Annotated in this window: 26 protein-coding genes and 1 pseudogene; 8 read left to right on the forward strand and 19 right to left on the reverse strand. The window is 54.3% G+C overall.

Going from position 1 to position 25059, the window contains the following annotated elements; translation table 11 throughout:
- Positions 1–217: 217 nt before the first annotated feature.
- The 8 genes from HS100_20040 to HS100_20075 all read left to right on the forward strand — a co-directional run bounded on the left by HS100_20040 (position 218) and on the right by HS100_20075 (position 7178).
- Positions 218–718: a DinB family protein gene (locus tag HS100_20040; GenBank protein MBE7436217.1), complete on the forward strand. Its 501-nt coding sequence runs from the start codon at positions 218–220 to the stop codon at positions 716–718.
- 101 nt (positions 719–819) lie between these two features.
- Complete coding sequence (gene rpsO / locus HS100_20045) at positions 820–1092, forward strand: 30S ribosomal protein S15 (GenBank protein MBE7436218.1); 273 nt, start codon at positions 820–822, stop codon at positions 1090–1092.
- 176 nt (positions 1093–1268) lie between these two features.
- Positions 1269–3536, forward strand: coding sequence for a polyribonucleotide nucleotidyltransferase (locus tag HS100_20050; GenBank protein MBE7436219.1), 2268 nt, complete (start codon positions 1269–1271; stop codon positions 3534–3536).
- Positions 3537–3670: 134 nt separating this feature from the next.
- The gene (locus HS100_20055; protein ID MBE7436220.1) at positions 3671–4558 is read left to right on the forward strand and encodes a bile acid:sodium symporter family protein; all 888 of its coding nucleotides are present in this window, start codon (positions 3671–3673) and stop codon (positions 4556–4558) included.
- Between the two features lie 67 nt (positions 4559–4625).
- Positions 4626–4925: an antibiotic biosynthesis monooxygenase gene (locus HS100_20060; GenBank protein ID MBE7436221.1), complete on the forward strand. Its 300-nt coding sequence runs from the start codon at positions 4626–4628 to the stop codon at positions 4923–4925.
- Positions 4926–4967: 42 nt separating this feature from the next.
- Complete coding sequence (locus HS100_20065) at positions 4968–6209, forward strand: MFS transporter (protein ID MBE7436222.1); 1242 nt, start codon at positions 4968–4970, stop codon at positions 6207–6209.
- Positions 6210–6244: 35 nt separating this feature from the next.
- Positions 6245–6658 carry a VOC family protein gene (locus HS100_20070; protein ID MBE7436223.1) on the forward strand — a complete coding sequence of 138 codons (414 nt, stop codon included), beginning with the start codon at positions 6245–6247 and terminating at the stop codon, positions 6656–6658.
- Positions 6630–7178, forward strand: a complete 549-nt coding sequence (locus tag HS100_20075; protein ID MBE7436224.1) for a hypothetical protein — start codon at positions 6630–6632, stop codon at positions 7176–7178. Before HS100_20070 ends, HS100_20075 begins: the two co-directional genes overlap by 29 nt.
- 103 nt (positions 7179–7281) lie before the next feature.
- Here HS100_20075 and HS100_20080 read toward each other — a convergent pair whose 3' ends face one another.
- From HS100_20080 to HS100_20170, 19 genes and pseudogenes are all read right to left on the reverse strand, one after another.
- Positions 7282–7887, reverse strand: a complete 606-nt coding sequence (locus tag HS100_20080; GenBank protein ID MBE7436225.1) for a GNAT family N-acetyltransferase — start codon at positions 7885–7887, stop codon at positions 7282–7284.
- A pseudogene (locus HS100_20085) lies at positions 7884–8344 on the reverse strand (SRPBCC family protein). The gene HS100_20080 and the pseudogene HS100_20085 overlap by 4 nt, the downstream one beginning before the upstream one ends.
- On the reverse strand, positions 8341–9930 hold the full coding sequence (locus HS100_20090; GenBank protein MBE7436226.1) for a UDP-N-acetylmuramoyl-L-alanyl-D-glutamate--2,6-diaminopimelate ligase: 1590 nt from the start codon (positions 9928–9930) through the stop codon (positions 8341–8343). Before HS100_20090 ends, HS100_20085 begins: the two are co-directional and overlap by 4 nt.
- A 71-nt stretch (positions 9931–10001) precedes the next feature.
- Positions 10002–10652, reverse strand: coding sequence for an NAD(P)-binding domain-containing protein (locus HS100_20095; protein ID MBE7436227.1), 651 nt, complete (start codon positions 10650–10652; stop codon positions 10002–10004).
- Positions 10653–10691: 39 nt separating this feature from the next.
- Positions 10692–11327 (reverse strand): V-type ATP synthase subunit D, encoded by a 636-nt coding sequence (locus HS100_20100; GenBank protein ID MBE7436228.1) that lies wholly within the window; start codon positions 11325–11327, stop codon positions 10692–10694.
- Positions 11314–12741, reverse strand: a complete 1428-nt coding sequence (locus HS100_20105) for a V-type ATP synthase subunit B (protein ID MBE7436229.1) — start codon at positions 12739–12741, stop codon at positions 11314–11316. Before HS100_20105 ends, HS100_20100 begins: the two co-directional genes overlap by 14 nt.
- On the reverse strand, positions 12738–14507 hold the full coding sequence (locus HS100_20110; protein ID MBE7436230.1) for a V-type ATP synthase subunit A: 1770 nt from the start codon (positions 14505–14507) through the stop codon (positions 12738–12740). Before HS100_20110 ends, HS100_20105 begins: the two co-directional genes overlap by 4 nt.
- On the reverse strand, positions 14504–15115 hold the full coding sequence (locus HS100_20115) for a hypothetical protein (GenBank protein MBE7436231.1): 612 nt from the start codon (positions 15113–15115) through the stop codon (positions 14504–14506). The genes HS100_20110 and HS100_20115 overlap by 4 nt, the downstream gene beginning before the upstream one ends.
- 47 nt (positions 15116–15162) lie before the next feature.
- Positions 15163–15468 carry a Vacuolar H+transporting two-sector ATPase F subunit gene (locus tag HS100_20120; GenBank protein ID MBE7436232.1) on the reverse strand — a complete coding sequence of 102 codons (306 nt, stop codon included), beginning with the start codon at positions 15466–15468 and terminating at the stop codon, positions 15163–15165.
- 22 nt (positions 15469–15490) lie between these two features.
- Positions 15491–15922, reverse strand: a complete 432-nt coding sequence (locus HS100_20125; GenBank protein MBE7436233.1) for an ATPase — start codon at positions 15920–15922, stop codon at positions 15491–15493.
- An 81-nt stretch (positions 15923–16003) separates the two neighbouring features.
- Complete coding sequence (locus tag HS100_20130; protein ID MBE7436234.1) at positions 16004–18007, reverse strand: hypothetical protein; 2004 nt, start codon at positions 18005–18007, stop codon at positions 16004–16006.
- 73 nt (positions 18008–18080) lie between these two features.
- Positions 18081–19166, reverse strand: a complete 1086-nt coding sequence (locus tag HS100_20135; GenBank protein MBE7436235.1) for a V-type ATPase subunit — start codon at positions 19164–19166, stop codon at positions 18081–18083.
- A gap of 3 nt (positions 19167–19169) precedes the next feature.
- Positions 19170–19481 carry a hypothetical protein gene (locus HS100_20140; GenBank protein ID MBE7436236.1) on the reverse strand — a complete coding sequence of 104 codons (312 nt, stop codon included), beginning with the start codon at positions 19479–19481 and terminating at the stop codon, positions 19170–19172.
- A 201-nt stretch (positions 19482–19682) separates the two neighbouring features.
- Complete coding sequence (gene atpF, locus HS100_20145) at positions 19683–20417, reverse strand: F0F1 ATP synthase subunit B (GenBank protein ID MBE7436237.1); 735 nt, start codon at positions 20415–20417, stop codon at positions 19683–19685.
- An 18-nt stretch (positions 20418–20435) separates the two neighbouring features.
- A complete protein-coding gene (atpE, locus tag HS100_20150; protein ID MBE7436238.1) occupies positions 20436–20675 on the reverse strand; it encodes an ATP synthase F0 subunit C in 240 nt (79 codons plus the stop codon).
- Between the two features lie 30 nt (positions 20676–20705).
- A complete protein-coding gene (gene atpB, locus HS100_20155) occupies positions 20706–21710 on the reverse strand; it encodes a F0F1 ATP synthase subunit A (GenBank protein ID MBE7436239.1) in 1005 nt (334 codons plus the stop codon).
- Positions 21711–21713: 3 nt separating this feature from the next.
- The gene (locus tag HS100_20160) at positions 21714–21983 is read right to left on the reverse strand and encodes an AtpZ/AtpI family protein (protein MBE7436240.1); all 270 of its coding nucleotides are present in this window, start codon (positions 21981–21983) and stop codon (positions 21714–21716) included.
- Between the two features lie 56 nt (positions 21984–22039).
- Complete coding sequence (locus tag HS100_20165; protein ID MBE7436241.1) at positions 22040–23488, reverse strand: NADH-quinone oxidoreductase subunit N; 1449 nt, start codon at positions 23486–23488, stop codon at positions 22040–22042.
- Positions 23488–25008 carry an NADH-quinone oxidoreductase subunit M gene (locus tag HS100_20170; protein ID MBE7436242.1) on the reverse strand — a complete coding sequence of 507 codons (1521 nt, stop codon included), beginning with the start codon at positions 25006–25008 and terminating at the stop codon, positions 23488–23490. Before HS100_20170 ends, HS100_20165 begins: the two co-directional genes overlap by 1 nt.
- Positions 25009–25059: the final 51 nt, after the last annotated feature.

A 25059-nucleotide genomic window follows, 5' to 3' on the forward strand; every position in this document is an offset into this window, starting at 1 on the left:
TGGGATTTAATTACCCAATCAGCCCGCTGGGAGGCACGCAAAAATCTACCTGGTTGTTCATTACGATTGCCATTCGAAGTGCCTCCTTTCAGATTAGAATTGAACGGGCAGAGTTTATCACAGACAAAAACGATATGCAAGAATGAATTTCGAAAACCAGGATTCGAAAGTCTGACGACCTTCGAGCCAAATCAGGAGATTTGCCGCACGGAGTGAAATGAACAAACAGGAACTCGAACAGGAACTGGAAGAAACCCGCCGTCGCTTTACCGAAGTGGTGAATTCGATCCCCGAGCGAAATTATCCCCTGCCCACCCATAACCCCGAATGGACGGTGGGCGATATTCTTCATCATATTACACTGGGTCCGCGGGCGATCGCGCTGGAAATCTGGCTGATCGTCCATGCGCGGAAATTGTTCAGCTTCGTAATGAGCCATTTCCCGTCGCGGATTTTCAATTCGCTCAATGCGTGGTTTGGACGTAGAAAAAGACGAATCAATCGTCAGGGATTGCTCAAGGCTTACGGGAGGGCACATTCAATTATATTGTCCGGGTTGATGCGGATGCGGGAGGAGGACTTGCTCAAATCGGTTGTATATCCCGTGGAGTTCGTCTCCGATCTTGCGGGGGAGGTCACACCTGAGCGTCTCTTCCGTTATGTGACCGCGCATTTCGAGATGCATGAACGTCAGTTGAGGAGGGATTCTCTGGTATAATTTTCCGCCGTGACTGGTCCTGCCCTGCGGTAGGTCCTCTTTAGAGGATGAGCTGCGGACATGGAGACCTGCATAGTTTTTAGAAAGGAGACGCATACGTCATGCCGCTCGCAAAGGAAATTAAAACGAAGGCGATCACGGATTTTCACCGCCACGACAAGGATACCGGCTCGCCCGAGGTCCAAGTCGCAATTTTGACCACCCGCATCAATCAATTGACCGAGCATTTGCGCAATAACAAGCAGGATCAATCCTGTCGGCGCGGATTGCTCAAACTGGTGGGGCAACGCCGCCGCTTGCTCACCTATCTGCGCCAAAGCAATTACCAGGCGTACCTTAGTGTGACCGATCGTTTGCAATTGCGCCGCAAGTAGTAATCTGAGACCTGACAGGTTTTTGGAAACCTGTCAGGTCTTTATGTGTAACCCGCAGTCAGGAATTGAACAGCGCGAATGACGCAAGGCGTCATTCCCACTCTTCAGTCCCTGACCCGAGGCGGGATATGTAAGGGGCGGATCGCCATCTGCCCTGATTTAGGAGACAATCAAATATGAAATCCGAAGGTAAACGTTATTCGACCGTTGTTGGCAACAAGACGGTGACCATCGAAACGGGCCGCCTTGCCGGGCAGGCTGGCGGCGCGCTTACGCTGGGTATCGATGAAGCGATCGTGTTTGCATCCGCCACAATGGGCGGCGTGCGCGAAGGCATCGACTTCTTCCCTTTGAGCGTTGAATACGAAGAAAGGCTTTACGCGGGAGGAAAGATCCCCGGCTCTTTCTTCCGCCGGGAGGGACGCGCCTCCACAGAGTCGATCCTCACTGCGAGATTGACCGACCGGCCTCTGCGCCCGCTCTTTCAGGATGGCATGCGCAATGAAGTGCAGGTCATCATGTACTCTTTTTCGTCCGACGGCGTGAACCCGCTGGATATCCTCGCCATCAACGCCGCCTCCACCGCGATCATGATCTCGGATATCCCCTGGGGCGGACCTGTCGGAGCCGTCCGCGTTGGACGAGTGAACGGCGAATTCGTCATCAACCCGACGTTTGCTGAAATGGACGCCTCCGACCTCGATCTGAGAATCGCCGGCACGAGAGACGCCATCCTCATGGTGGAGTGCGGCGCGAACGAAATCCCCGAGGATGTGATGGCGGCCGCGTTAGATCTGGGACATAAATCGATCCAGCCGATCATCGAATTACAAATGCAAATGGCGGCTGAGATCGGCAAGCCCAAACGTGAAGTAAAACTTTATCTCCCGAGCGAAGAGATCAAGAAGAAAGTTTTTGACCGTGTCAGCCAGGCGATGAACGAACTGCTCGACAAACCTCTCGCCAAAGTCGAATTCTATTCAGGCATGACCGCGATCAAGGAAACTGCCGAAGTTGAATTCTGCACCGTGCCGGAGGGAGGCAACCCGGCCGACCACATGCCCGTCAACGAATTCCGCGAGGCGTTCGAACTGGCAGAGCAGGCTGTCGTTCGCGAACGGATTTTGAGCATGGGCAAACGACCGGATGGCCGTCAGCCGACCGAGATCCGCCCGATCTGGTGTGACGTAAACGTCTCACCGCGCGCACACGGAACAGGCTTGTTCACAAGAGGCGAGACGCAAATTCTTTCCTTTGCCACGCTCGGCACCCTCGGCGAAGCGCAGGAGTTGGATAACCTATCCCCCAACGACACAAAGCGTTACATGCATCATTACAACTTCCCGCCGTTTTCGACTGGAGAGGTCAAACCTCTTCGAGGCCAGAGCAGGCGCGAGGTCGGGCATGGGGCGTTGGCAGAACGGGCGCTGGAACCGATCCTCCCGAACGAAGAAACATTTCCGTACGCCATCCGCGTCGTGTCCGAGGCGTTGTCCTCCAACGGCTCGACTTCGATGGGATCGGTCTGCGGTTCTACCCTTGCGCTGATGGATGCCGGTGTGCCGATCAAGGCTCCCGTTTCCGGAGTGGCGATGGGACTGATCACAGATGAATCCGGCAGGTATAAGATCCTGACCGACATTCAGGGAACCGAAGACCATCTCGGCGATATGGATTTCAAAGTTGCCGGCACATCCGCTGGCATCACCGCCCTGCAGATGGACATCAAGATCTCCGGCTTGAGCACTCAGATGATGAAGGAAGCGCTCGAACAGGCTCGCGTGGCAAGAATGTCCATCATGGAGAAAATGCTTGCCGTCCTGCCCGAACCGCGCAAAGAACTGAAACCGCACGCGCCGCGCATCATCACGGTGAAAATACCGGTGGACAAGATCGGAGCGTTGATCGGACCGGGCGGAAAGAACATTCGCGCATTGCAGGATGAAACCGGCGTGAAGATCGACATCGAAGAAGACGGCACCGTATATATCGCCTCGACGGACAGCGCAGGAGCAAAGATCGCGCAGGAACGCATCGAAGCAATGGGTGAGTCGGCGGTGCCGGGCAACATCTATACCGGCAAGGTTGTGCGTATCGAAGCCTTCGGCGCGTTCGTGAACATACTGCCCGGAGTTGACGGACTTGTGCATATCTCCCAACTCGACAGCGAACGGGTGGAAAAAGTTGAAGACGTGTGCGTGCTCGGCGATGAACTCACTGTGATGGTCACTGACGTCGACCCGCAGGGCAAGATACGTTTATCCCGCCAGGCAGTGCTCGAAGGCTGGACCCTCGAAGAAGCGCGCGAAAAAGACAAGGGCGGCGGTGGACGCAACGGCGGAGGACGGGGCGATAGGGGTGGTCCGCCAAGACGCGGCGGAGACCGGGGCGGGCGAGGTGGTCCACGAGGCGGCGGTGACCGCGGCGGACGCGATCGAAGATAAACAAGAATGAGTCAGAATCCCGAAGTTCGAATGAACTCCGGGATTTTTTATTTCGAGACTTTTTATCCGATTCGGGGTTTTACCATGCATCGGGCAATATCCAATTTATCAACCCCAAAACAGGAGAGTAAACCATGCAAGAAAGCATAATTTCAAGTGTGATCCTCCCGCTGGCGATCGCCATCATCATGGTGACTCTGGGCATGACATTAACGGTTGCGGACTTTCGCCGCATCTTCGTGCAACCGAAACCGATCTTCATCGGTTTGTTCTGCCAGATGATCCTGCTCCCGCTGCTTGGTTTCGCCGTGGCTGGACTTTTCGGCTTGACAGCGGTCTACGCCATCAGCCTTATCCTGCTGGCAGTCTCGCCAGACGGCGCGACGTCGAATCTCATCATCCACGCAGGGGACGGCGACCGCGCGCTCGGCATTACACTGACCGCCATCACCAACATGCTGGCATTTCTGACGATTCCATTCGGATTGGGAATCGCCTACTCCCTGTACGGGACCGGCGCGCTCGACATTGACTTCCCGGTCGTGGACACGATGATCCAGGTCGCGGTCATCACACTGATCCCCACATTGATCGGCATGGGTATCCGCCAGTGGAAACCGGAGTTTGCCGAGAACAGCAAACGCTGGTCGAAGACCTTCGCCACGGCCTTTCTTTTCCTCGTTATCCTCGCGCTCGTCGTGCAGAATTGGGATGTGATCGTCCGTGACGGTCCACGCTTCGCCCCGGCGTTCATACTCCTGAACATCGCCTCGCTTGTCGTAGGATATTACGTCCCCAAATTCCTGGGCATCGACTACGTCCAATCCATGACCATCGCCATCGAGACCGGCTTGCAGAACTCGACGGTCTCCATCACGGTCGCACTCACGCTGCTGAATAATAACGAAATGGCAATCATCCCCGGCTTGTACGCCATCTGGATGTACGTCACCGGCTTCGGATTGGCTTATTTCATGGCAAGGCGCAATCCCACCCCCGCCGCGGAAAGTTCTCCGGCGTAAACTCGTTTGAATAATTCACAGAACGGACGGATATAAATTCCGTCCGTTTTTTATTGAAAGGAGCTGTATGTACATTATCGTCTGGGAATATCAAGTCAAAAAAGAAAAACTTGATGAGTTCATAAAAATCTATTCCGCGCATGGAGACTGGTCGGAATTGTTCCGAAAAGCGCCCGGCTATCTTGGCACGGAGCTCTTGCACGATGAAAACGACCCGGAACGATATCTCACCATCGACCGATGGGATTCCAAAGGGAGTTTTGAGGCATTTCTGTCCCGATGGGGTAAGGAGTATGGAGAATTGGATAAATTGTGCGAAGGCCTGACGGAGGACGAGAGATTGCTAGGAAGATTCATGCAGGGATAAGCCTTTCGATTGAGTAATTTTTCATGCTAAACTTCCCACGCCATGACCAAAATCAAAACTCTTTACTCCCGCTACCCCCGCCAATATTGGTTGATGATCCTCGGCATCGTCATCTCCACTGCAGGCGGGAGCATGGTCTGGCCCTTCATGCTGATCTATGCGGGGGGGAAACTCAGCCTGCCGCTCAGCGCGGTCGCCTCGCTCATTTCCATCAACGCAGGTGTGGGTTTATTCGCATCCTTTCTCGCAGGCTCCCTCGCCGATAGAATCGGGCGTAAAGCCGTGATGGTCGTCAGTCTCGCCATGATCGGGGTGGCTTACATCTTCATGGTCCAGGCTGAGACCTACATCCATTTTGCGATCCTGATGGCCTTCATCGGCATGTCCAACCCGATGTATCAGGTCGGCGCGGATGCCATGCTCGCGGACATGATCCCCTCCCACCAACGGACCGACGCCTACTCCATCAACCGCATCGCCAACAACGCCGCATTCGGCATCGGTCCAGCCGTCGGCGGATTTCTCGCCTCCACTTCCTACAGCCTCGCCTTCTACGGCGCAGCGGTCGGATTCCTCGCCTACAGCCTGATCTGGATTCTTTTCGCGAGAGAAACGCTCCACGTCCCGCCTGAGGCGCGGAGGAACATCCACATTGGCATCAAGCCGCGACCCGACTCCAACGGTTATCTGCGCGTCTTCAAAGATAAAGCCTACATGACATTCGTTGCCCTATTCGCAACCGGCATGATCGCCCCATCCATCCTGTGGATTCTCATGCCCGTTTACGCCAAGACCGGCTTCAATATCCCCGAGTCGCTTTACGGCTGGATTCCAACCACCAACGCCGCCATGTGCGTCTTTGTCCAGTATGCGGTTACAAATATCTCGCGCAAATATAAAACCCTGCCTGTGATCGCGGTCGGCATGTTCATCTATGCACTCGGCGCGGGAAGCGTCTCGCTTGCGATCGGCTTTTGGGGTTTCTGGCTCAGCATGGTCATCCTGACCTTCGGCGAACTGACCATCGTGCCCACCGCCAGCAAATACGTCGCCGATATTTCACCCGAAGATATGCGCGGGCGTTACATGTCGATGTATTGGTTCGGCTGGGGTCTCTCGCGTACCTTCGCCCCGCTCATCGGTGGCTGGCTGAATGATAATATTTCACCCAAGTCCATTTGGATCGGAGGTCTGCTCTTTGGGCTGACCAGCGTCCTCGGCTTGATCCTGCTCAACAAGTTTTCCCAACGCCCAAGCGACGCATCCCTCCCCGCCGCAAGTTGATTCCAACCATTCATTTCCCCTATCCCTTTTTCCCAATGAATCAATCCCTCGCCCTAATTACCTATCTCGTCCGCGATTACGACGAAGCCATCGAATTCTTCATCAACACATTGCATTTCGATCTTATCGAAGATACCCCTCAGGAGGGCAAACGCTGGGTCGTCGTCAAACCGCGCGGTGGTGCCGGCTCATCCCTTTTGCTTGCAAAAGCCTCCACAACCGAACAGACAGCCGCCATTGGGAATCAAACCGGCGGGCGGGTCTTCCTCTTCCTACATACAGACGATTTTCAACGCGACCATGAATACATGAAGGCGCATGGCGTACAATTCCTCGAAGAGCCGCGTCATGAAGTTTACGGCATTGTTGCTGTGTTCAAGGATTTATACGGGAACAAATGGGATCTTCTGGAGCCAAGCCATGCGCGACACCAAATTGATACTCATTGAGGGTCTGCCTGGCGCAGGGAAGTCCACTACGACTAAATGGATCCATGATACGTTAACAGCCCATGGAATTGAATCGCAATTCTACCGGGAGGACGATGAGCCGCATCCCATCCCCTGCCTCGATTTTGACACACAGGGGCTACCAAAAAAAGTCATCCCCTTATTGGAGAAATTTGCACTACAAGCCGGGGTGTCATCCACCATAACGGCCATCGAGAGTCGCATCTGGCAGAACACGTGCCTTTACATGTTGATGAGTGAAATCGATAGTGGAGAAATCATCGAGTTCGCGCATAAGGAAGAAGAAATCCTCGCTCCCCTTGCTCCGGTATTGATCCATCTCGACCAGAATGATACAAAAACCGCCCTCGAACGACTCCGCCTCATGCGCGGCAAGGCATGGATGCTGTCAACAAAGGAGGAATTGCTGTCTTATCCCTGGTTTAAGAACCGCGGGTTAAATGATTTCGAAGGGTTGGTGAGTTTGTTCGAGGAGTGGCGCAGACTGTCTGGTAGGTAATATGATGACTGGCACGGGTCGAAGATCAGAATCCTGGACCCTTACAAAGACTGGGAATCAAGCCTTGGACAGATAAAAGAATATTTGTTTTTGGAATAATAAACTACCCATCCCCGTACTTTCCCAGCATTTCTTCCAACTTCTTCTTCACCCCCGCCCATTCATTATCCAAGATCGAATAGAAGACCGAATCGCGGATTCTCCCGTCCGAGAGGATCATGTGATTGCGCAGCACGCCCTCCTTCACCGCACCGATGCGTTCGATGGCTTGTTGCGAGCGCACATTGAGCGAATCCGTTTTGATCTGCACGCGGATCGCCTTCAAGGTCTCGAAAGCGTGGGTCAGCAGCAAATATTTACATTCCGTGTTGACAGCCGTGCGCTGGAAATCCAATCCGTACCAGGTGCCGCCCACTTCCAATCCGCGGTTGGGTGGATCGATATTCAAATAGCGGGTCGAGCCTGCGATACGACCCGAAGCGAGATGGATGACGGCGAAGGGAAGATCGGTCCCTTTTTCCTCGCGCGCGAGAAGGTCGGTCACAAATCGGCGGAAATCCGTTTCGGCTTTCATCTCGCCGTACAACATATACTTCCAGAAATCCTGTCCCTTGCCGATCTCTGCCAACCCGGCAATATGCTTTTCCCCCAACGACTCGAGGCGGACGTGCCTTCCCTGCAAGGTAACTCGCTTAATCCACTTGCTCATTCCATGCTCCCAAACAGTTCCGTGATCCTTTTTTGCCGGAAATCGAATATTTGCCGCAATCGTCTGCCCACCCAGAGGTCGTGGACGAGGTCTCCCAGGAAACCGTACGGTGGGACATAGGATATTTTGTCGGTCATCTTGACTCCGCCTGCCTTCGCCGCGAAAATGTGTTCATGATGCCAAAGCCTGTACGGACCGATGCCTGTTCGTCAACAAAATATTCCCGGTCCCGCACATGTGTGATCTCTGTCAGCCATAACGAACGGACTCCGCGGATAAACTCCACGCGGTATTCGATCATTTGTCCTTCATACATTTTCGCATCCCCACCTGCAACGATTTCAAAGTTCATATCCCCGGGTGTGATTGTGTTCAGATTGAGAGGGTCGCAAAAGAAATCCCAAACTTCATTCAGCGTTCCAGGGATGTTCTGTTCGCGGTGCAGGTAATGGATCATCCCTTAAGCCATTCCTCTTCCATCTTATCCTGTGTCGGCAAATAAGGCATCGCTGGTCCTTTTGCCCCAAGAAATTCCGCCAGCGCGGCGCGCATCGCTGTGCGGTCATCCCAGAGATATTCGGTCTTCCCAAAGCACATGGACTGTTCATGCCCTTTCCCGCAGGATAGAACAATATCGCCTTCCCGAGCAAGCCTCAACGCAAACTTGATCGCCTCGCCACGGTCAGGTACGCGCCAGAAGGTCTTCCCCTCCACGCCGCCTTTGGAGATCGCCCCTTGCGCCATTTCTTCGAGAATACCATCCAACGACTCAATACGCGGGTCTTCAGCGGTCAATACAGTCATATCTGCCAATTCAGCGGAAGTCTCTGCCATCATGCGGCGTTTTTCTTTATCGCGCAAACCAGCCGAACCAAACACAGCTATTACGCGTTTATCGGTCATCGTACGTCCGGCTTCGAGTGAGACCTTGAGAGCATTGGGAGTATGGGCAAAATCCACTATGGCAGTGAAATTCTGGCCCATGTCTATGCGCTCCATTCTGCCCGGGATTCCTTCGAGCGAGGCAATTCCCCTTGCTGCGACCTCAGGGTCAATGCCAAGTCCATAAACGGCGGCAGTCAACGCGGCAAGACAGTTCGAGATGTTATAAGCCCCAACCAATTTACTCGAAATGCCTACGCGAAAGTCTATCGCTGCGGCGGTAAATTGGATTCCTGAAGGGTTGAAACCGATTTCTTCGGCCCGTACGTCCGCCCCCTCCCCCAACCCATAGTTGATCTTTTTTGTTTTGATGAACCCATTCAGAAAGCCGAAGGATTTTTCGTCGTCGAAGTTGATCACTCCCAAACGCGGATTACCCTGGGTTTTTTCGCGAGTCCACTCGAGACTGCTGAAAAGCCTAGCTTTCGCAGCGCGGTAATTTTCATAGCCGCCGTGCTGGTCCATGTGCTCGTGCGTGATATTGGTTACGACACCGATGTCGAACTCACAGGCATCCACGCGGTATTGCGCCCAGCCGTGTGATGTGGTCTCCAAAACAACATGAGTCAGCCCGGCGTCCACCATCCTTGCAAGATATGCCTGAACATCATGCGCGTCCGGCGTTGTGACGTGGAATCCCGTATCTAGCATTTCATCGCCGATCACCGCATTGACGGTCGAGATCATTCCTGTTTTGAGTCCTGCTGCAACCATGACCTTGTAAAGAAGATTACTGGTGGTGGTTTTGCCGTCCGTGCCCGTCACGCCAATGACGGTCAGCTTGCGGGCGGGAAAGCCATGGAAGGCCGCGGCAAGCCAGGTCAGCGCGCGACGCGTGTCATCGAGTCGCAGATAAGGGATGGAGAGTCCGCCTAGGTCGCGTTCCCCGATCACCGCCGAGGCACCACGCGCGATCGCATCCTGAATGTAATCGTGGCCGTCTGCTGTGCCGCCTTTCATCGCAACGAACAGATATCCGGGTTCGATGGCACGGCTGTTGATGGCAATGCCTTCTACAAGAGCATCCGGAACGTCGGCAGGCTTGTCCAGTGGAAAATCGATAAACAAATGGGAAAGGGGAGTTTTGTCGTGTTTTGTCATGGCATCGAGCAATAAAAAAGGATTTTGGCAATTGTATCGCCAAAATCCTTTGAAATCGGACCGCCGCAAGGTTAAGTCGATACGACCTTGATATTGAATCGGTGCGAGCCGGTGGAGAGTCTCAAGCTGCGCCACAACAAAGAGTACATCTCGACAGCGCGCGAGGTGGTGATATCACCGAGATCAATGATGTGTTTCCAATGGAACCAATCGTGCAGGATCTTGATCACCCGCGCCTTGGCATCCGCGCTGTTGCCGCTGACGAAAATATCCGTCCGCTCCACAAGTTTGTCCGGGTCCACCATCACAGTGCAATAGACCGTGTTCAATGTCTTGACCACATAGGTTTCGGGGAATGCGCGCTGAATCTGCTCGCCGAGCGAATCAGTATTGCAGATTATAAGTTTCCAATGTTTTTCGTCGGAATAATCCAGTGGGTTGGAGGTGTCGATCAGGATCTTGCCCCGCAGATATTTAGCACCAGCCAAGTACAGCGCATCGAGCGTCGCCGAACCGAGCGTGCAATTAAATATGATCTCACCAAATTCCGCCGCATTGGCAAAGGTTCCAAAAAGCGCGTTATGCTTCTCCTCCTTTGCCCAGGCAACCGCTCTCGGGTTGGCTTCCTCCCTTGAGCCTATCATTACATCATGGCCCAACTGCACCAATTTCGAGCCAATCGTCCGCCCCACTTCTCCCGAACCCAATACTGCGATATTCATGATGTCACCTCGAGTTTGTTTGACAATTCTTGAATTTGGCTAACCTTCAGCTTTCGCCTTGGTCATCTTTGTTTTCAGCCATTTTAACCGAAAGGTTTCCTCGCGTTCGCGCTCTTCCAGGGAACTGACGATAAATTCGATCTGGTGCCTGTACTGCGGAATAAAGATGTGCTGGAGCGCGTTGACGCGCCGCTGGGTCTTGCGCAATTCGTTGGCAAGCCTCCACACCGCCGCGGTCAACATGGAAAGCTGCGGGATGCGCAATAGAACCTCGCGAAATGCGTCGCTGGCTTCATCAAGCACCGCAGAAGTATCTCCGGGGCTGTAGGGAAGTTTCGGCGGCTCGCCGCGCGCCTCGATCTGGGGGATTGCGACTCCCATCACGCCGCGCAGGCGCAGATGGACATCCACGGTTTTATTGACCGCCAGCGACGCCCATTCCACATGGTCGGAGCCCATGACAAGACGCGCCTTTTCCATCGCATCGTAGGCGATATCAAGCAGCCTCCAGACCTCTTTTTGAAGCGCATCCGCCTCTTTCGCCACACGAACCAGTTCGCCTGTCAGAGCTTCGCGTTTGCGATCAAGGATCTCGTACCCTTCTTTCGCAAATCGCAATTCCTTCTTGAGACGGATCAGGTTCGTGCGGGTGGGAGCAATATTAATTTGAGGCATCGTCGCCCTTGTAGTATTGTGCGATCTCGTCGAGAGTGACGCGGGTCAATTCCTTCTTCGGGAGGATCGAAAGCAGTTTCCAGCCGATCTCGAGCGTCCGTTCGATGGAGCGGTTTTCTGTAAAACTCTGGTTGACGAATTCCCTTTCGAAAGCGCGTCCGAACTTGAGGTATTTCTGGTCCACATCCGAAAGTTCCTCCTCGCCGATCACGGAGGCAAGAGCACGCACATCTTGTGTGCGGGCATACGCCGCATATAACTGCGCACCCCAACGCGGATGATCGTCGCGCGTGCGGTTCTTGCCGATGCCGTCCTTCATCAAACGCGAAAGGCTCGGCAGGACGGCAACGGGAGGATAGATACCGGCGAAATTTAGCTCACGACCCAGCACGATCTGCCCTTCTGTGATGTAACCGGTCAGGTCGGGCATTGGATGCGTGATGTCATCGTTCGGCATGGTCAGGATCGGGATCTGCGTGATCGATCCTTTGCTCGTGCGGATGCGTCCGGTTCGTTCATACATCGACGCCAGATCGCTATAGAGATAGCCGGGGTACCCTTTTCGGCTCGGTACTTCGCCGCGCACGTTCGATATCTGACGCAGGGCTTCGCCATAGTTGGTCATGTCGGTCAATACGACCAGAACATGTTTTTCGAGTTCGTAGGCAAGGTATTCCGCCAGCGTCAATGCCGCGCGTGGAGTGACGATACGCTCGACCGGGGGATCGTCCGCGAGATTAAGGAACATCGCCACCCGGGTGAGCGCCCCGCTTTCGGTGAACGAGCGGCGGAAGTAATCCGCCACATCGTTCTTCACTCCCATCGCGGCGAATACGATGGCGAATTCCTCCCCTTCAGTTGGCGGCGCTCCTGCAATCTTACCCAGAGTCGCCTGGCGCACGATCTGCGCTGCAAGTTGGTCGTGGGGCATGCCGGCACCGGAGAACAATGGAAGTTTCTGTCCGCGCAAAAGTGTGTTCACACCATCGATCGTGGAGATCCCTGTCTGAATATAATCTCGCGGATAGATACGCGCCGTCGGGTTGATCGGCTGTCCGTTCACATCCATGTAGCGGTCGGTCAACGGTTCGGGACCGCCGTCGATGGGATTGCCCAGGCCGTCGAAGATGCGCCCGAGCATCTCCTCTGCAACGGGAATGTGAAGAGTATTACCCAGGAATCTCACACGGGTACCGTCAATCGAAAGACCGGTGGAACCGGCAAATGCCTGGATGACTGCGAATCCCTCACCCACTTCGAGCACGCGTCCACGCCGAACCTGACCGCGTGAATCCTGGATTTCAACGACTTCGTCGTAGCGGACGTTCGCGCCGCCTTCGACCACCAAAATCGGTCCCTCGATGCGCCCGACGCCGAGAACTTCCTGTCCGCCTTGTACTGTTACATCGCTCATGATCTGTACTCCGCATCCAATTGACCCATCTGCTGGTCAATCTGTTTTTGAATGTCGTCGAATTTGTGCATTTCCTCGTTCGTCACAGTGGACTTGGCTCGAATGATCGTATCCACAACGGGCAGATCGTGGATCAAGTTGATCGGCGCTCCCCGCCGGACGATCGCCATGCCGCGCTCGTGAAAGTACAGCACCAGTTCGAGCATACGGATCTGTTTTTCCACCGACGAGAACGCATCCACAGATTCAGTGGCATTCTGCTGCAGAATCCCTTCACGGATGAGGCGGGTTGTTTCGAGTACCATGCGTTCCGTATAAGGAAGCGCATCGGGACCCACAAGTTTGACGATCTGGGAGAGGCGGCTTTCCTCGCTCAACAATTCCATGGCACGGTTGCGCATGGAAAGCCAGTCCTTGCCGGTCTTTTCCCGCCACCAGGAAGCCACATCCTCGAGATATTCCGAGTAAGAGTCCAGCCAGTTGATGGCCGGGAAATGTCGCGCCGAGGCGAGGGATTTATCCAATGCCCAGAAACAGCGGATAAAGCGCTTGGTGTGTTGGGTTACGGGTTCGGAAAAGTCGCCGCCGGGAGGCGAAACCGCCCCAACGATCGAGACCGACCCCTGCGTGCCGTTGAGATTATTCACAAATCCCGCGCGCTCGTAAAATTCAGCCAGACGCCCGGCGAGATAGGCGGGGTAGCCCTCTTCCGCGGGCATTTCTTCAAGACGGCCCGATACTTCACGCAAGGCTTCCGCCCAACGGGATGTCGAGTCTGCCATCAACGCAACGTGGTAGCCCATATCGCGATAATACTCGGCGATGGTGATCCCCGTATAAATGCTGGCTTCGCGCGCCGCAACAGGCATGTTGGACGTATTCGCTATCAGCACGGTACGTTCCATTAAGGGGCGACCAGTTCTCGGGTCGACAAGATGCGGGAATTCCTGAAGCACCTCGGTCATTTCGTTTCCGCGTTCGCCGCATCCAATATAGACGATGATCTCGGCATCCGCCCATTTGGCGATGCTGTGCTGGGTGACGGTTTTTCCGGATCCGAAAGGACCGGGAATCCCTGCCGCGCCGCCTTTGGCGACCGGGAAGAATGTATCCAGAATCCGCTGACCGGTTATCAGAGGAATGTTCGCTCCGCGGCGGCTCACAAACGGTCGCGCCCGGCGAACGGGCCAGCGCTGGAGCATCGTGACCGATTTTTCCTCCCTTCCCATTTTCACTTTTGCGATGACGTCTGTGACTGTGTATTCGCCGGATGCCGCAATCCAAGAGACCGTGCCAGAGTCGTCCGGGTTGAGCATAATGCGGTGTTCGAATGTATCAGTTTCCATCACAGAGCCGAGAACCGCGCCGCCTTTGACTTCGTCACCGACCTTCACTTTGGGTGTAAATTTCCATTTTTTCTCGCGGCTGATCGAATCGAATCGGGCGCCGCGATTGATGAAGGAGCCCACCGCCTCCTCGATCAACGGAAGAGGCCGCTGAACACCGTCGTAAATGCTTTGGATCAATCCCGGACCCAATTCCACCGAAAGCGGCAATCCCGTTCCATAGATCGGCGCGCCGGTCTGCATGCCCGCCGTTTCTTCGTACACTTGAACCGTCATCTGGTCGCCTTTAAGACCGATCACTTCACCTACCAGGCGTTCGGTACCCACTTCAACAAGTTCGAGCATGCCCACATGACGGGAACCACGGGCGCGGACGACGGGTCCGCTGATCCAGGTTATCGTTCCAACTTGTTCGCTCATACGTTTTCTCCCATCAACACTTTATACACAGAGGAACGCAGGGCGCTTTGCAGACGCTCCAGGCGGGTTTCAAGGGTGTTGTCAAAATACAGTTTGCCGCCGGAGGCGCTGACCACAACACCCGTCCCTTCGTCGAGATTCCCACCGAAAGAAAATTTACCGTTCAGTTCCTTCGACAGGTCGTCAAGTTCCAATACTTTGCGGGTAACTTCATCCGCCCGGATTTCCGCCTGGTCCACCTTCAACTGGCTCAAGGCTTCACGTGCCAGCATTTCGACAATGGCGTTGAAATCCTTTCGATTCTTCACGTCGGCAAGTTTTTTCTTCGCCTCTTCGAAGACGTTGTTCAATATTTTTTCACGTTGTTCGAGCTGCATGGACCGCGCCTTGAGCTGGGCGGTCGCCAGGGATTGACTGCGCAGACGGTCCGCGTCTGCCCTGGCACGGTCGAGGATGACCTTACGTTCCGCCTCCGCCTGTTCCCGGGCACGATTGCGAATGGCATCGGCTTTTTCCTTCGCCTCCGCACGCAGTCTCTCGGCGTCCTCTCGCACCTCCACCATGATCGCGACGCCGAGCCGTTCGATATCTTCCGCTTCAGGTTTCATAACGCTCAATCCAATCTTATCCTTTGGTTTAGAACTTGCAGGAAGGCCTACAACTTGATGCCGATCGCCCGCAGGACGATGTCGCCAAGAGAAGCCTGGCCCTCCGGAACGCCGCCCCGCGATGGAATTTCCACCACCAATGGAATGGTGCTCCGCAGGTTCAGGTGTTCCATGCGAGCGGGGATCAATTCAGCCACATCCTGCGTGACAAGAACTATGCCGACTTCCTTGCTGGCTTGCGCCTCGTCCAATGCGCGGTTGGCTTCCTCGGCGGTGGAGGCCACGATTCCACCCACGCCCGCCAGGGAGAAGCCCAACACCGCATCAGGATGACCGATGACCAGGATCTTCATAGGGCAATCCGGGTTTCCCCGATTACGGAAGCACGAGGAAGGAGATGATCAAGCCGTAGATGGCGATCCCTTCGGATAGGCCCACGAAGATCAAAGCGCGGCCGAAGGATTCAGGTTTTTCTGCAGTGGCGCCGACTGCCGCAGCGCCGGAACCGCCCACCGCAATGCCCGCGCCGATGCAAGCAAGACCCGTGGAAAGCGCCGCAGCGAGGGTCGCATATTGATCCACTGCCGCCTCCTGGGCTGCGCCTGCCGCAAGTACCGATGTTGGCGATGCAAACCAAACAACCGCCAGACCCGCAGCAAACAACCCGACCAGGAAATTAAATCCATTGAAGCCGCTCACAAGACGGGATACCGCCTGCGATGGGTTGGATTTACCGTTTTGAAGCAGGTAAATCACCGCCGGAATCACCGGGACCAAACCGACCAGTACTGCAAAGACCAAGAACATTGTTTATCTCCTTTTAGTTGGAATAATTTATTTATTCACACTCGTTAGCGACCATGAAAGGCAGGTTCACCGGATGCAGGGTTAAGCCTCCTCCCGCGAGGGATTCAACTTCAACGGCTCGAACTGCAGACCACCGCCATGGAAGAACTTGCCGAGGATCTCGTAATAGTGCAAACGCATGGTCTGGATGCCGACGATCAGGCCTTCGAAACCGATGATGAAGATATTGCCGAGCAGGATCGTGATCCAAAAGCCAATGTTGGGCTCCTCACCTGCAAGCGAGAAGATGGCGAGACTCAAACCGCCGTGCGCAACGGCAAATGCGCCCACGCGAACAAAGGAAAGCGTGTTGCTCAGCATGCTGATGACGGATTCGAACAAGTCCATGAAAGAGGTCACGAGGAACATCATGAAACCACCGATGCCTTTCCCTTCGATCAGGGTGTGTCCTTCGACCATATTCCGGAAAAAGCCGCCGAACATCACGAACAGGGCGAAGACACCTGCCAGGGTAGTGAATGGAAGCGGAAGGTTGCCGATCGCCACGGCGACTTTCGGAGCGATGGCAGTATCACCGAGGAAACCACCCAGCAGAGCCAGGAAACACAGGTAAAAGAGGAAAGCGGCAACGCCTGAATGACCAAATAACAAATGCGCCCAATCCCTTGAGCGGAGGCTATTGAACATGCCGAGCAGAAAGCCGATCATCAATATAACGATCCCGGCGTCGATGGCAATGCTGAGGATGCCGAGAATGTTGTGAAGAGGGCTCATCCAGGTAGGCTCAAAGTGGAAGTGAAGATATTCCTCGACCAGATGGCCCTCGAAGCCGAAGATGCTTCCGTACAAAAACCCAAATAACGCCGCAGACAGTCCGCAATACACGAGCAGCAAGCCAAGGCTTTGCATGCCTTTCATGAATATCTTCTTATGCATGAGGAAGCCAGCCAGTGCCATCACCAATCCCTGCCCCAGGTCGCCGAACATCGCACCGTACAGGAGGGGAAAAGTGAACGCCATCAGCAGTGTCGGGTCGAGTTCGCTGTAGCTGGGATGCCCATAGGTACCCACTAGCATTTGAATGGGTTTCAACCATTTGTTGTTAAACAATGCGACCGGGATATGCGAGCCATGACCGGATCGGGTCGTCGGAATGGCTTCGATCAGAATCTCATTCGAGGCGTTCTTGAGCTTTTCGGTCAATTCCTCTAGGTGCGCAGTCGGCACCCACCCCACCACGACGTATGTGTGGCGCAACTGCCCAAAACGCACAATCGCATCCGCCATGATGCGGCTGATGTGCATATCCCAAAGCAGCTGCTGAAGTTCTGTTTTATGAGCCGAAGCCATTTTCGCGAGACTTGCTTCGAGATCGGATATCCTCTTCTTTGTCGCTTCGATCTCCTGCTTGAGCAAAACGGTGATCTGTTCAGGGGTTCCACTGAACTCATCGGGCAGAGCCAACGGGTTGAGATAGGCGCTTTTTGCCGCGCGCTCCAAAATATCAGAATTGCTTTTGGGTCCCAACAGCCAGACAACAGGTTTCTGAGGATCGTCCCGCAGGGTAAAGAACACATGCAGAACCCTCGAAAGGCTGGTCTGCAACCTGCTGATATTCGCGGCAGGAATCACACCCAGGATGGAATGCATGTACGCGGACTGACGCAAGGCACTCACTTCCACATTTACTTCGGAAATCGGCTCCAATTGTCGAAGTTGACTCTCCAGGAGTTCGAGCCGCTTCTTATCCGCCGATAACTGGTCGCTGGTCCCCTTGACTTCGTCTTCGATCCGGTCAAGCGACTGCCGAACGACATCCAGATCGGCAATGGATTCTGCATCGGCTTTGGCGGGATACTCCTCCAGCAAACCGAGGTTCTGCATCAAGGTCTGCACGCGGCGCTCCATTGCGGAGTAGGCGCCTGCCCTGTCCTGCCATCCGCTGGGACCCAAGTTCTCCACGCCCAAATGCGCACTATCCACCTGATGAAACACGCTGTGTCCGCTCAAGACCTTGACGACAGCCATCAAGTCCTTGGATGGAACGATCAGCTCGAGTTCGGTCATTTCTCTCGGAAAGAACATAACATCTCCATGTTTGGAAGTGATAAGTTACTCGTCACCAACCCTCACTTTTTGGGAAGGCGATATTTCCAGGTCATTGGATCATCTTCGTCTTCAGTAGCAATCCGCGGTATTCCTCGTCCGAAACCCCGGAGGATTTCGCTTCGATCAGGACGGTCAGATCCTGGATTTCAAAATCGCTTAAGATGAGGTAAGCTAGCGGGATGCCGATATGGAATGGGTCGCCGATGAAAGCCGCCACACACTGCCGCATCACCTGGCGCTTGAGCTGCTGCTCCAATTTCGGCAAACCGGACTGCGGGTGTTCCAACAGAGCGTTCACATCGGGAATTCCCGGGTAGACACGCGAGACCGTCGCGGCAATATCCGAACCTGCCGCGATCGCGCGGACATCCTCGTCCCTGACGCGGAAGCCAAACGGCAGGGTGTAATTGATCAATTCCTCTTCTGAAAGCTTGTGATAGATCTTGTATCGAATCACCCACATCAAATTGTTCATATCGAGCAGGGAGCCTATGATCTTGACTCCCATTTCCCGGTCCTTGCCGGAGAGTTTCTTTGCTTCAGACCACAGCCTCCGCCAGTAGTCCAGGTCAAGAGCCACTTCCAGGGGGAAGAGATTCTGCTCCGCGGAAAAACGTTTCATCGCGAAGGACATGGTCGCTTCATACGGCGTACCATGCAGCAGGTCCACAGCAGAGGCGACGCTGCCCGATTCCACCATTGCCTGGGCGGGGATGGAGGCGGTCGATCCCAGAGGGAAGAGCACTTCACGCACGCGATCCCATGCTGCAATTTCTGAATTCCATGGAGCAACTGTTTGAATACTGCGCATGACAGCTTTTAAATTACCCACCTCGTAATAACGGAACATCTGCTTGATCAACGGACGGGTCTGTTCCGGAGACTGCTGGACGACGCTGGAATAGGAGTCTGCCAGCCTGTTCTTGATCTGAAGGATGACACGCCGCGGTGTCAGTTCGTTGTCTTTGAGTCCGGTGAGATATTTTCCATAAGGCGATGTCTTCAACGCGCCCACCAAGGACATGAAATCAGGTGAATCGCTCAGACGGATCATATCCTGCGGGGTGAACAAATAGGAATACATTGCCCGCACCCGGGTGCTGATCGCCGCGTAACCGGAAACGCCGCTCGCCATGATTTACGCCCTGCCGATGACGCGTTCGAGAACGAAGGCAACCGCCTTGTCGAAATTCTTCCTGGCAATCGCCTCAAACTCGCTGTTTTTGGCGGCGATCTCGGATGCCAGCTCATCCGAGGCATCCTGTGACTGCGCATCGGCGAGCATCTTCCGCGCCTCATCATGCGCATCGGCGATCGCCTTTGCAATTAGAGCCTGTGCCTCCTGCTCGGCTTTTACAGGGATCTCCTGCGCCTCGCGTTTGGCTTTATCCTGCATTTCCTGCGCCTGTTTTTCGATCTCGAGCACCTGCTGAATGTGTTTCTCGTTCATAACGGTATCACCTCACTCAGGTCTATCGGGATGATTAATGCCCGCTATTGTAAAGTATTAAGACACGACAATCAAGGGCGGATTTCTCCAATGACGATTTTTATTGTGAAATCGTAAACATGCGAAAAACGCTCCCATCCTGGGAGCGTTTTTCTGTATTAAACCATAGAGGGCTTTGACAGGAAAGCCCTCTTTCCTATTTTATTTCAAGCTTTGACGCAGGCCTTCAAGTTTTCCGGCAACAGAGCCGTCCATGACCTTGTCACCCACTTTGATGACGAGCCCACCCAGAATGGACGGATTGACAAGGAATACAACTTCCGTCGCGCCGACCTTGCTCGAAAGATCCTTCTTAACAACAGCTTTCTCGTCTTCAGTGAGCGAAAGCGCGCTCGTCACTTCGGCGGAATTGCCTTTGAAGTTGACATCGTCCAGCACGACGATCTTCCCGGATTTCACCCCGGAGAAGAATTCATCAAGGAGCGCACGTTGTTTCTTTTCATCCAGCGCCTCCCCGACGAGTTTATTGGCGGCGGCGATCGCAAGTGCCGCCACCTGCCCGCGCAGATCGCCGAGGATGCGGTTGCGCTCCAATTCGGCTTCCGCGACCGCAGACTCCCGCGCCTGTGCGGCCTCCGCTTCAGCCGCAGCTTTCACATCCTTGCTGGCGACTGTGGCCCGTTCCGTGGCTTCGCGGACGGTCTTTCCCGCTTCAGCCTGCGCATCGGCAAGGATCTTAGCCGCCTGTTTTTCCGCGTCAGCCCTGGCTTCGGCTGCGATACGTGCATCTTCCAAGCCTTGTGCGATCTTCTTCTTGCGGGTTTCCATCATATCCAGCATGGGTTTGTACACCCAGGCGTTCAGCGTGAGGAACACGATGATGAACGCAATGATCTGGACGATGAGGAGACCAAGATTGATACCTAATGCTTCCATCTGACTCTCCTATCCGCTTTATACGACCTTGAAGAGCATGAGGAACGCAATGACCAGACAGTAGATCGCGATCGCTTCAGAGAACGCAATCCCCAGGATCATGTTGGTCAAGAGGTTTCCGTAAGTATCGGGGTTGCGAGCCATACCCGTAAGCGCGCCTTGCACGCTGAGCCCGATTCCCACACCAGCGCCTGCGGCGCCGATCATCGCCAAGCCCGCGCCCACATAGCGCATCGCATCCAGAATGTTTCCTTCCATGTTTCAATCTCCTTAAGAATGGTTGATAATTTAGATTTCGTGCGCCGCTTCCACATGAGAGTCTTCATGCTCCTCATGCTCGCCGTGACCTTGCGTGGCTTGCGCCATGAACACCATGGTCAGCATACCGAATACGAACGCCTGAATGATACCGACGAACAATTCGAACATCATCACCATCGCCGGCAGGATCGAAATACGACCCAACAAACCCGCCACAATGGCCACCAATACGATACCCGCAAACATGTTACCGAAGAGACGGAAGGCAAAGGAGAGAATCTTCGAGAGCTCCGAGATCAACTCCAGCAAGCCGACCAAAAAGTCCATTGCGCCAAAGAACGGTACCTTGAACATCCGGCGCGTATTGAAGAACTTGCTCAAATAGCCGAGGCCCTGCGCGCGGAAGCCAATCACCTGGATCATCACCACAGAGATGATCGCCAGCGCGGCAGTGAAGTTCAGATCCACTGAAATACCACGCAGGAAGGGGTAAATCACATAGTGCCCTTCTTCAGCAGTCAGGAACATGCCTTGCACGGCATAACCGTGTTCACCATGCGCTTCTTTAATGAGACCGATGGACTCAAAGCCGGGGACCAGTTTCAACAGGTTTGCGAACAACACATAGATCATGATGGTTGCAAACCAGGGGAAAATCGCCCGCGCCCACTTGGCGCCCGCAGAACCTTCGGTCAGGTTATAGAGCATCTCGACCAAAGCTTCCATCAGGTTGCCGATCCCGCTCGGTACCATATCCGTCTGCGCGCTCCGTTTAATGGAGCGGTTGGTGTAAAACGCAATCACAATCAGCAACACAATCGTAATTGCCAACGTGGGAAGCGTATTCACAAGATAGAACGAGCCAATCACCGGAAGGGTGAACAAAGGCTCATAACTCAGTTTTTCCGGGGCAACCACGATCTCAGGCTGAATGGGAATAAAGATCCCGCCAAGGATAAAGCCTGCGATCATGAGGACCAGGACGATCCACCGCCGCCAGGGGGTGCGTTTTTGGGTTTCCAAGCCCGCCATTACTTATTGTTCCTTTTCTTTGGTCTCATATTTTTCCTGCAATTTTGCCAGCGTCCTGCGGGAAACAAACAACATCAGCAGCACCGAGACAGGAATGCCTGCAAAAAGCAAAATCAGGGTAAAAACGGGCTTCGTATCGAACACCCCATCGAGCCAGAGCCCGAGGAATACCGAAGCCATAATGACAACCAGGGTCAGACAACCGACCTGCCCAATCATCACAACGAGCAGGGTATTTAGAATATTACGACCCTTTTGTTCCGATTGTGCCATGTTGCACGATTATAACTGACAGGTCAGACAATCGTCAAAGGCAAATTGCAGGGTGCCTAGAACAGGTTGAAAGCGCCTGCATCCGACCAGTTGAAGAAGGGCGCGAAGATCGTACCGATCAGGATAACGCCAAGAACCAATACCACCAAAGCAATCATATAAGGCTGAGTCAGCGGGACAGGGTGCCTGTCTTCGTCTTCATTCGGCAGGCGGTACAAATAAACGAATTTCAAGACGTTCAGATAATAGTACAAGCCGATGATCGAGTTGATGATCCCTACCACAACCAACCAGATATAGTTTGCCTGGACGCCCGCAGCGAAGACCAATATCTTTGCGATAAATCCTCCGAAGGGGGGCATTCCCGCCAGAGAAAGAAATGCCGCCAGCATCATCAATCCGAGCAGAGGATTCCTTCGACTTAGACCGGCGTATTCACGGATATCTTCGATACCGGTAATCCGGCTGTATGCCATCACGATGCCAAAGGCGAGCAGGTTCGTGGCAATATACGCTGCAAGGTAAAAGACAACACTTGCCGCGCCGAATTGACTGAATCCCACCACCCCGATCAGCGCATAACCCGCGTGGGAGATGGAGGAATAGGCGAGCAGGCGTTTGATGTTCGTCTGCGGCAGAGCCAGCAAGTTGCCAACAGTCATGGACACCGCCGATAGTACCGCAAATGTCATCGTCCAGATCTGATCGAAACCAGGGAAAACGACAAAGAACAGACGCAAAATGACCGCAAACCCCGCAGCCTTCGAAGCCGTGGATAGAAAACCGGCCACGGGAGTCGGCGCGCCTTCGTACACATCCGGCGCCCAAAAATGGAATGGAACAATGGAAACTTTGAAGCCCAGCCCAACGACCACAAGGGATACAATGCCAAAGCCGATCAAGGGCGGGATTTTACCGGACGCCAGCGCTCCCGCAATGCCATACAAATCGGTCGTACCCGAAAAACCGAACAGCAGACTGAAACCGTAAAGCATAATGGTGGATGCCAACGTGCCGTACAGGAAATACTTGAAACCCGCCTCCGTACTGCGCTCATCATCCAGAAGAAAACCGGATAACACATAAAGCGGAATGGAAGCGGTCTCAATGGAAAGATACAGCATGACCAGATCCGCAGAGGATGCCATCAGGTTCATGCCGATCAACGATGCGAGCAGCAGGAGATAGGCTTCGCCTCGTTTCCCCGCCCTGTCATGGTCCATCAACAGCAGCGCAGTTGCCGCCGCGGCGAACATGAAAAGCATTTTGAGGAAGAAGCCCAGCCAGTCGAATCGGATCATACCGCCCAAAGTCATCTCGGGTTCTCCGGGGCGACCAGCCAGCAAACAGATGATCATGGAGACGAACAAACCGCCTGCTGTGAGCCATCCGGCATTTCGGCGCTGTTCGCCCTTCCAGAACGGCTCGAAGACGAGGACCAAAAGCCCGATGGCCAGGATCAGGATCTCGGGAAGGATGGAGGCGAAGGTCAGTGTCGTAAACATTATGCACCTCCCAAAAGGGCCATGATGTAGGTGACTCCCGATTCGATCATCGGCACCATGATGGAGGGAAAGACACCAAGAGCGATCATGAACAGGCAGAGGGTCGAGATCGCGACCTTGTCCATGACCGTGATGTCGCCCATGTGTCCCTGGAGATTTTCAGGCATCGGGGAGAAGAACACCTTGCGGATGTTCATCATGATGTACGCCGCTGTGATGACAATCGAAATGGAACAGATGACCGCCACCAGCCATTGCTCCCGCCATACACCCATGAAGATCGGGAATTCAGCAACGAAGCCGGAAAAACCGGGCATGCCCATCGAGACCAGACCGCCGATGATGAAGCCGATGGCAGCGAACGGCATCACTTTGACCATGCCGCCCAGTTCGGGAATCATGCGCGTGTGCGAGCGGTCATAGATCATTCCGGTCACAGCAAAGAAGAGGGCCGTCATCACACCGTGAGAGAACATCTGCACGCCTGCGCCGAGCAAACCGGTTTCATTCAGTGTGGAGATGCCAAGCATGACAAGTCCCATGTGCGAAACAGAGGAAAAACCGATCATGTATTTCAAGTCGGTCTGTACAAAAGCGATGTACGCGCCATAAACGACAGCGATGCCTGCAAAGGTCATGATGAGGGGCGACCAGGTCTTTGCGCCTTCGGGCAGGAGCATGACGCCAACGCGAAGAGCGGCGAAAGCGCCGAGTTTCATCAACACACCGGCATGGAACATGGAAACGGCCGTGGGCGCGGCGACGTGGCCATCCGGCGACCAGTTATGGAAGGGCCAGATGCCGCCCAACACCGCAAAGCCGAGAAATACCGGCAGGAACCACAAGTTTTGGAACGCGGTCGAGAAGCCTGCATTTTCCATCTCAAGCATATCGAACGAAAGCACGCCGGTATTTTGATATTGCACCCAATACATCGCCAGCACGCCGACAAGAGCCACGACCGATCCCACGAAAAGATACAGCGTCAGTTTCATTGCCGCATATTCACGGGTCTTGACCCAGCCCCAGATGGCGATCAGCAGGTACATCGGGAAGACGGCGATCTCATAAAAGAAGAACAACATGAACAGATCAAGTGAGACAAAAACGCCGAACACGCCGCCCGCCAGCAAAAAGAGAAAGGCGAAGAATTCGCGTGGTCTGTCCTGGATGCCAGCCATCACATGCGGATCGTCGTCGCCCCAGGAGATGAGAACACCAGTAAACATGACAATGCCCGTGAGCAGGACGAGCGGCGCGCTCATGCCGTCCACGCCGAAGTGCAGGGCAAAGTTCAGCGGCGGGATGTTTATCCAAGTATATTTTTCGATGAATTGATAACCCGTCATATCCCGCAGCAAATACTGGAGGTAGACCCAGGCGGACAACAGGAGGTCGATCACCGCCGCCGCCAGAGCCGCTGCGCGGGCCTCGTTCTTCCGGTTTGCGGGCAGCATCAGGATGAAGATGCCCGCCGCAAACGGAAGGAGGGTAATAACACTCAGAACTGGAAAAGTCATAATCACCTCGTATTGCGTAATGCGTAATCCGTGAATCACGCATTACGGATT

Source organism: Anaerolineales bacterium, from assembly GCA_015075725.1.
Lineage (GTDB): Bacteria > Chloroflexota > Anaerolineae > Anaerolineales > Villigracilaceae > Villigracilis.

What these genes read in the sequence shown, in the direction of transcription:
- HS100_20040 (MBE7436217.1), top strand. Translation starts at nt 218, where the DNA reads ATGAACAAACAGGAACTCGAACAGGAACTGGAAGAAACCCGCCGTCGC.
- rpsO (MBE7436218.1), top strand. Translation starts at nt 820, where the DNA reads ATGCCGCTCGCAAAGGAAATTAAAACGAAGGCGATCACGGATTTTCAC.
- HS100_20050 (MBE7436219.1), top strand. Translation starts at nt 1,269, where the DNA reads ATGAAATCCGAAGGTAAACGTTATTCGACCGTTGTTGGCAACAAGACG.
- HS100_20055 (MBE7436220.1), top strand. Translation starts at nt 3,671, where the DNA reads ATGCAAGAAAGCATAATTTCAAGTGTGATCCTCCCGCTGGCGATCGCC.
- HS100_20060 (MBE7436221.1), top strand. Translation starts at nt 4,626, where the DNA reads ATGTACATTATCGTCTGGGAATATCAAGTCAAAAAAGAAAAACTTGAT.
- HS100_20065 (MBE7436222.1), top strand. Translation starts at nt 4,968, where the DNA reads ATGACCAAAATCAAAACTCTTTACTCCCGCTACCCCCGCCAATATTGG.
- HS100_20070 (MBE7436223.1), top strand. Translation starts at nt 6,245, where the DNA reads ATGAATCAATCCCTCGCCCTAATTACCTATCTCGTCCGCGATTACGAC.
- HS100_20075 (MBE7436224.1), top strand. Translation starts at nt 6,630, where the DNA reads ATGCGCGACACCAAATTGATACTCATTGAGGGTCTGCCTGGCGCAGGG.
- HS100_20080 (MBE7436225.1), bottom strand. Translation starts at nt 7,887, where the DNA reads ATGAGCAAGTGGATTAAGCGAGTTACCTTGCAGGGAAGGCACGTCCGC.
- HS100_20090 (MBE7436226.1), bottom strand. Translation starts at nt 9,930, where the DNA reads ATGACAAAACACGACAAAACTCCCCTTTCCCATTTGTTTATCGATTTT.
- HS100_20095 (MBE7436227.1), bottom strand. Translation starts at nt 10,652, where the DNA reads ATGAATATCGCAGTATTGGGTTCGGGAGAAGTGGGGCGGACGATTGGC.
- HS100_20100 (MBE7436228.1), bottom strand. Translation starts at nt 11,327, where the DNA reads ATGCCTCAAATTAATATTGCTCCCACCCGCACGAACCTGATCCGTCTC.
- HS100_20105 (MBE7436229.1), bottom strand. Translation starts at nt 12,741, where the DNA reads ATGAGCGATGTAACAGTACAAGGCGGACAGGAAGTTCTCGGCGTCGGG.
- HS100_20110 (MBE7436230.1), bottom strand. Translation starts at nt 14,507, where the DNA reads ATGAGCGAACAAGTTGGAACGATAACCTGGATCAGCGGACCCGTCGTC.
- HS100_20115 (MBE7436231.1), bottom strand. Translation starts at nt 15,115, where the DNA reads ATGAAACCTGAAGCGGAAGATATCGAACGGCTCGGCGTCGCGATCATG.
- HS100_20120 (MBE7436232.1), bottom strand. Translation starts at nt 15,468, where the DNA reads ATGAAGATCCTGGTCATCGGTCATCCTGATGCGGTGTTGGGCTTCTCC.
- HS100_20125 (MBE7436233.1), bottom strand. Translation starts at nt 15,922, where the DNA reads ATGTTCTTGGTCTTTGCAGTACTGGTCGGTTTGGTCCCGGTGATTCCG.
- HS100_20130 (MBE7436234.1), bottom strand. Translation starts at nt 18,007, where the DNA reads ATGTTCTTTCCGAGAGAAATGACCGAACTCGAGCTGATCGTTCCATCC.
- HS100_20135 (MBE7436235.1), bottom strand. Translation starts at nt 19,166, where the DNA reads ATGGCGAGCGGCGTTTCCGGTTACGCGGCGATCAGCACCCGGGTGCGG.
- HS100_20140 (MBE7436236.1), bottom strand. Translation starts at nt 19,481, where the DNA reads ATGAACGAGAAACACATTCAGCAGGTGCTCGAGATCGAAAAACAGGCG.
- atpF (MBE7436237.1), bottom strand. Translation starts at nt 20,417, where the DNA reads ATGGAAGCATTAGGTATCAATCTTGGTCTCCTCATCGTCCAGATCATT.
- atpE (MBE7436238.1), bottom strand. Translation starts at nt 20,675, where the DNA reads ATGGAAGGAAACATTCTGGATGCGATGCGCTATGTGGGCGCGGGCTTG.
- atpB (MBE7436239.1), bottom strand. Translation starts at nt 21,710, where the DNA reads ATGGCGGGCTTGGAAACCCAAAAACGCACCCCCTGGCGGCGGTGGATC.
- HS100_20160 (MBE7436240.1), bottom strand. Translation starts at nt 21,983, where the DNA reads ATGGCACAATCGGAACAAAAGGGTCGTAATATTCTAAATACCCTGCTC.
- HS100_20165 (MBE7436241.1), bottom strand. Translation starts at nt 23,488, where the DNA reads ATGTTTACGACACTGACCTTCGCCTCCATCCTTCCCGAGATCCTGATC.
- HS100_20170 (MBE7436242.1), bottom strand. Translation starts at nt 25,008, where the DNA reads ATGACTTTTCCAGTTCTGAGTGTTATTACCCTCCTTCCGTTTGCGGCG.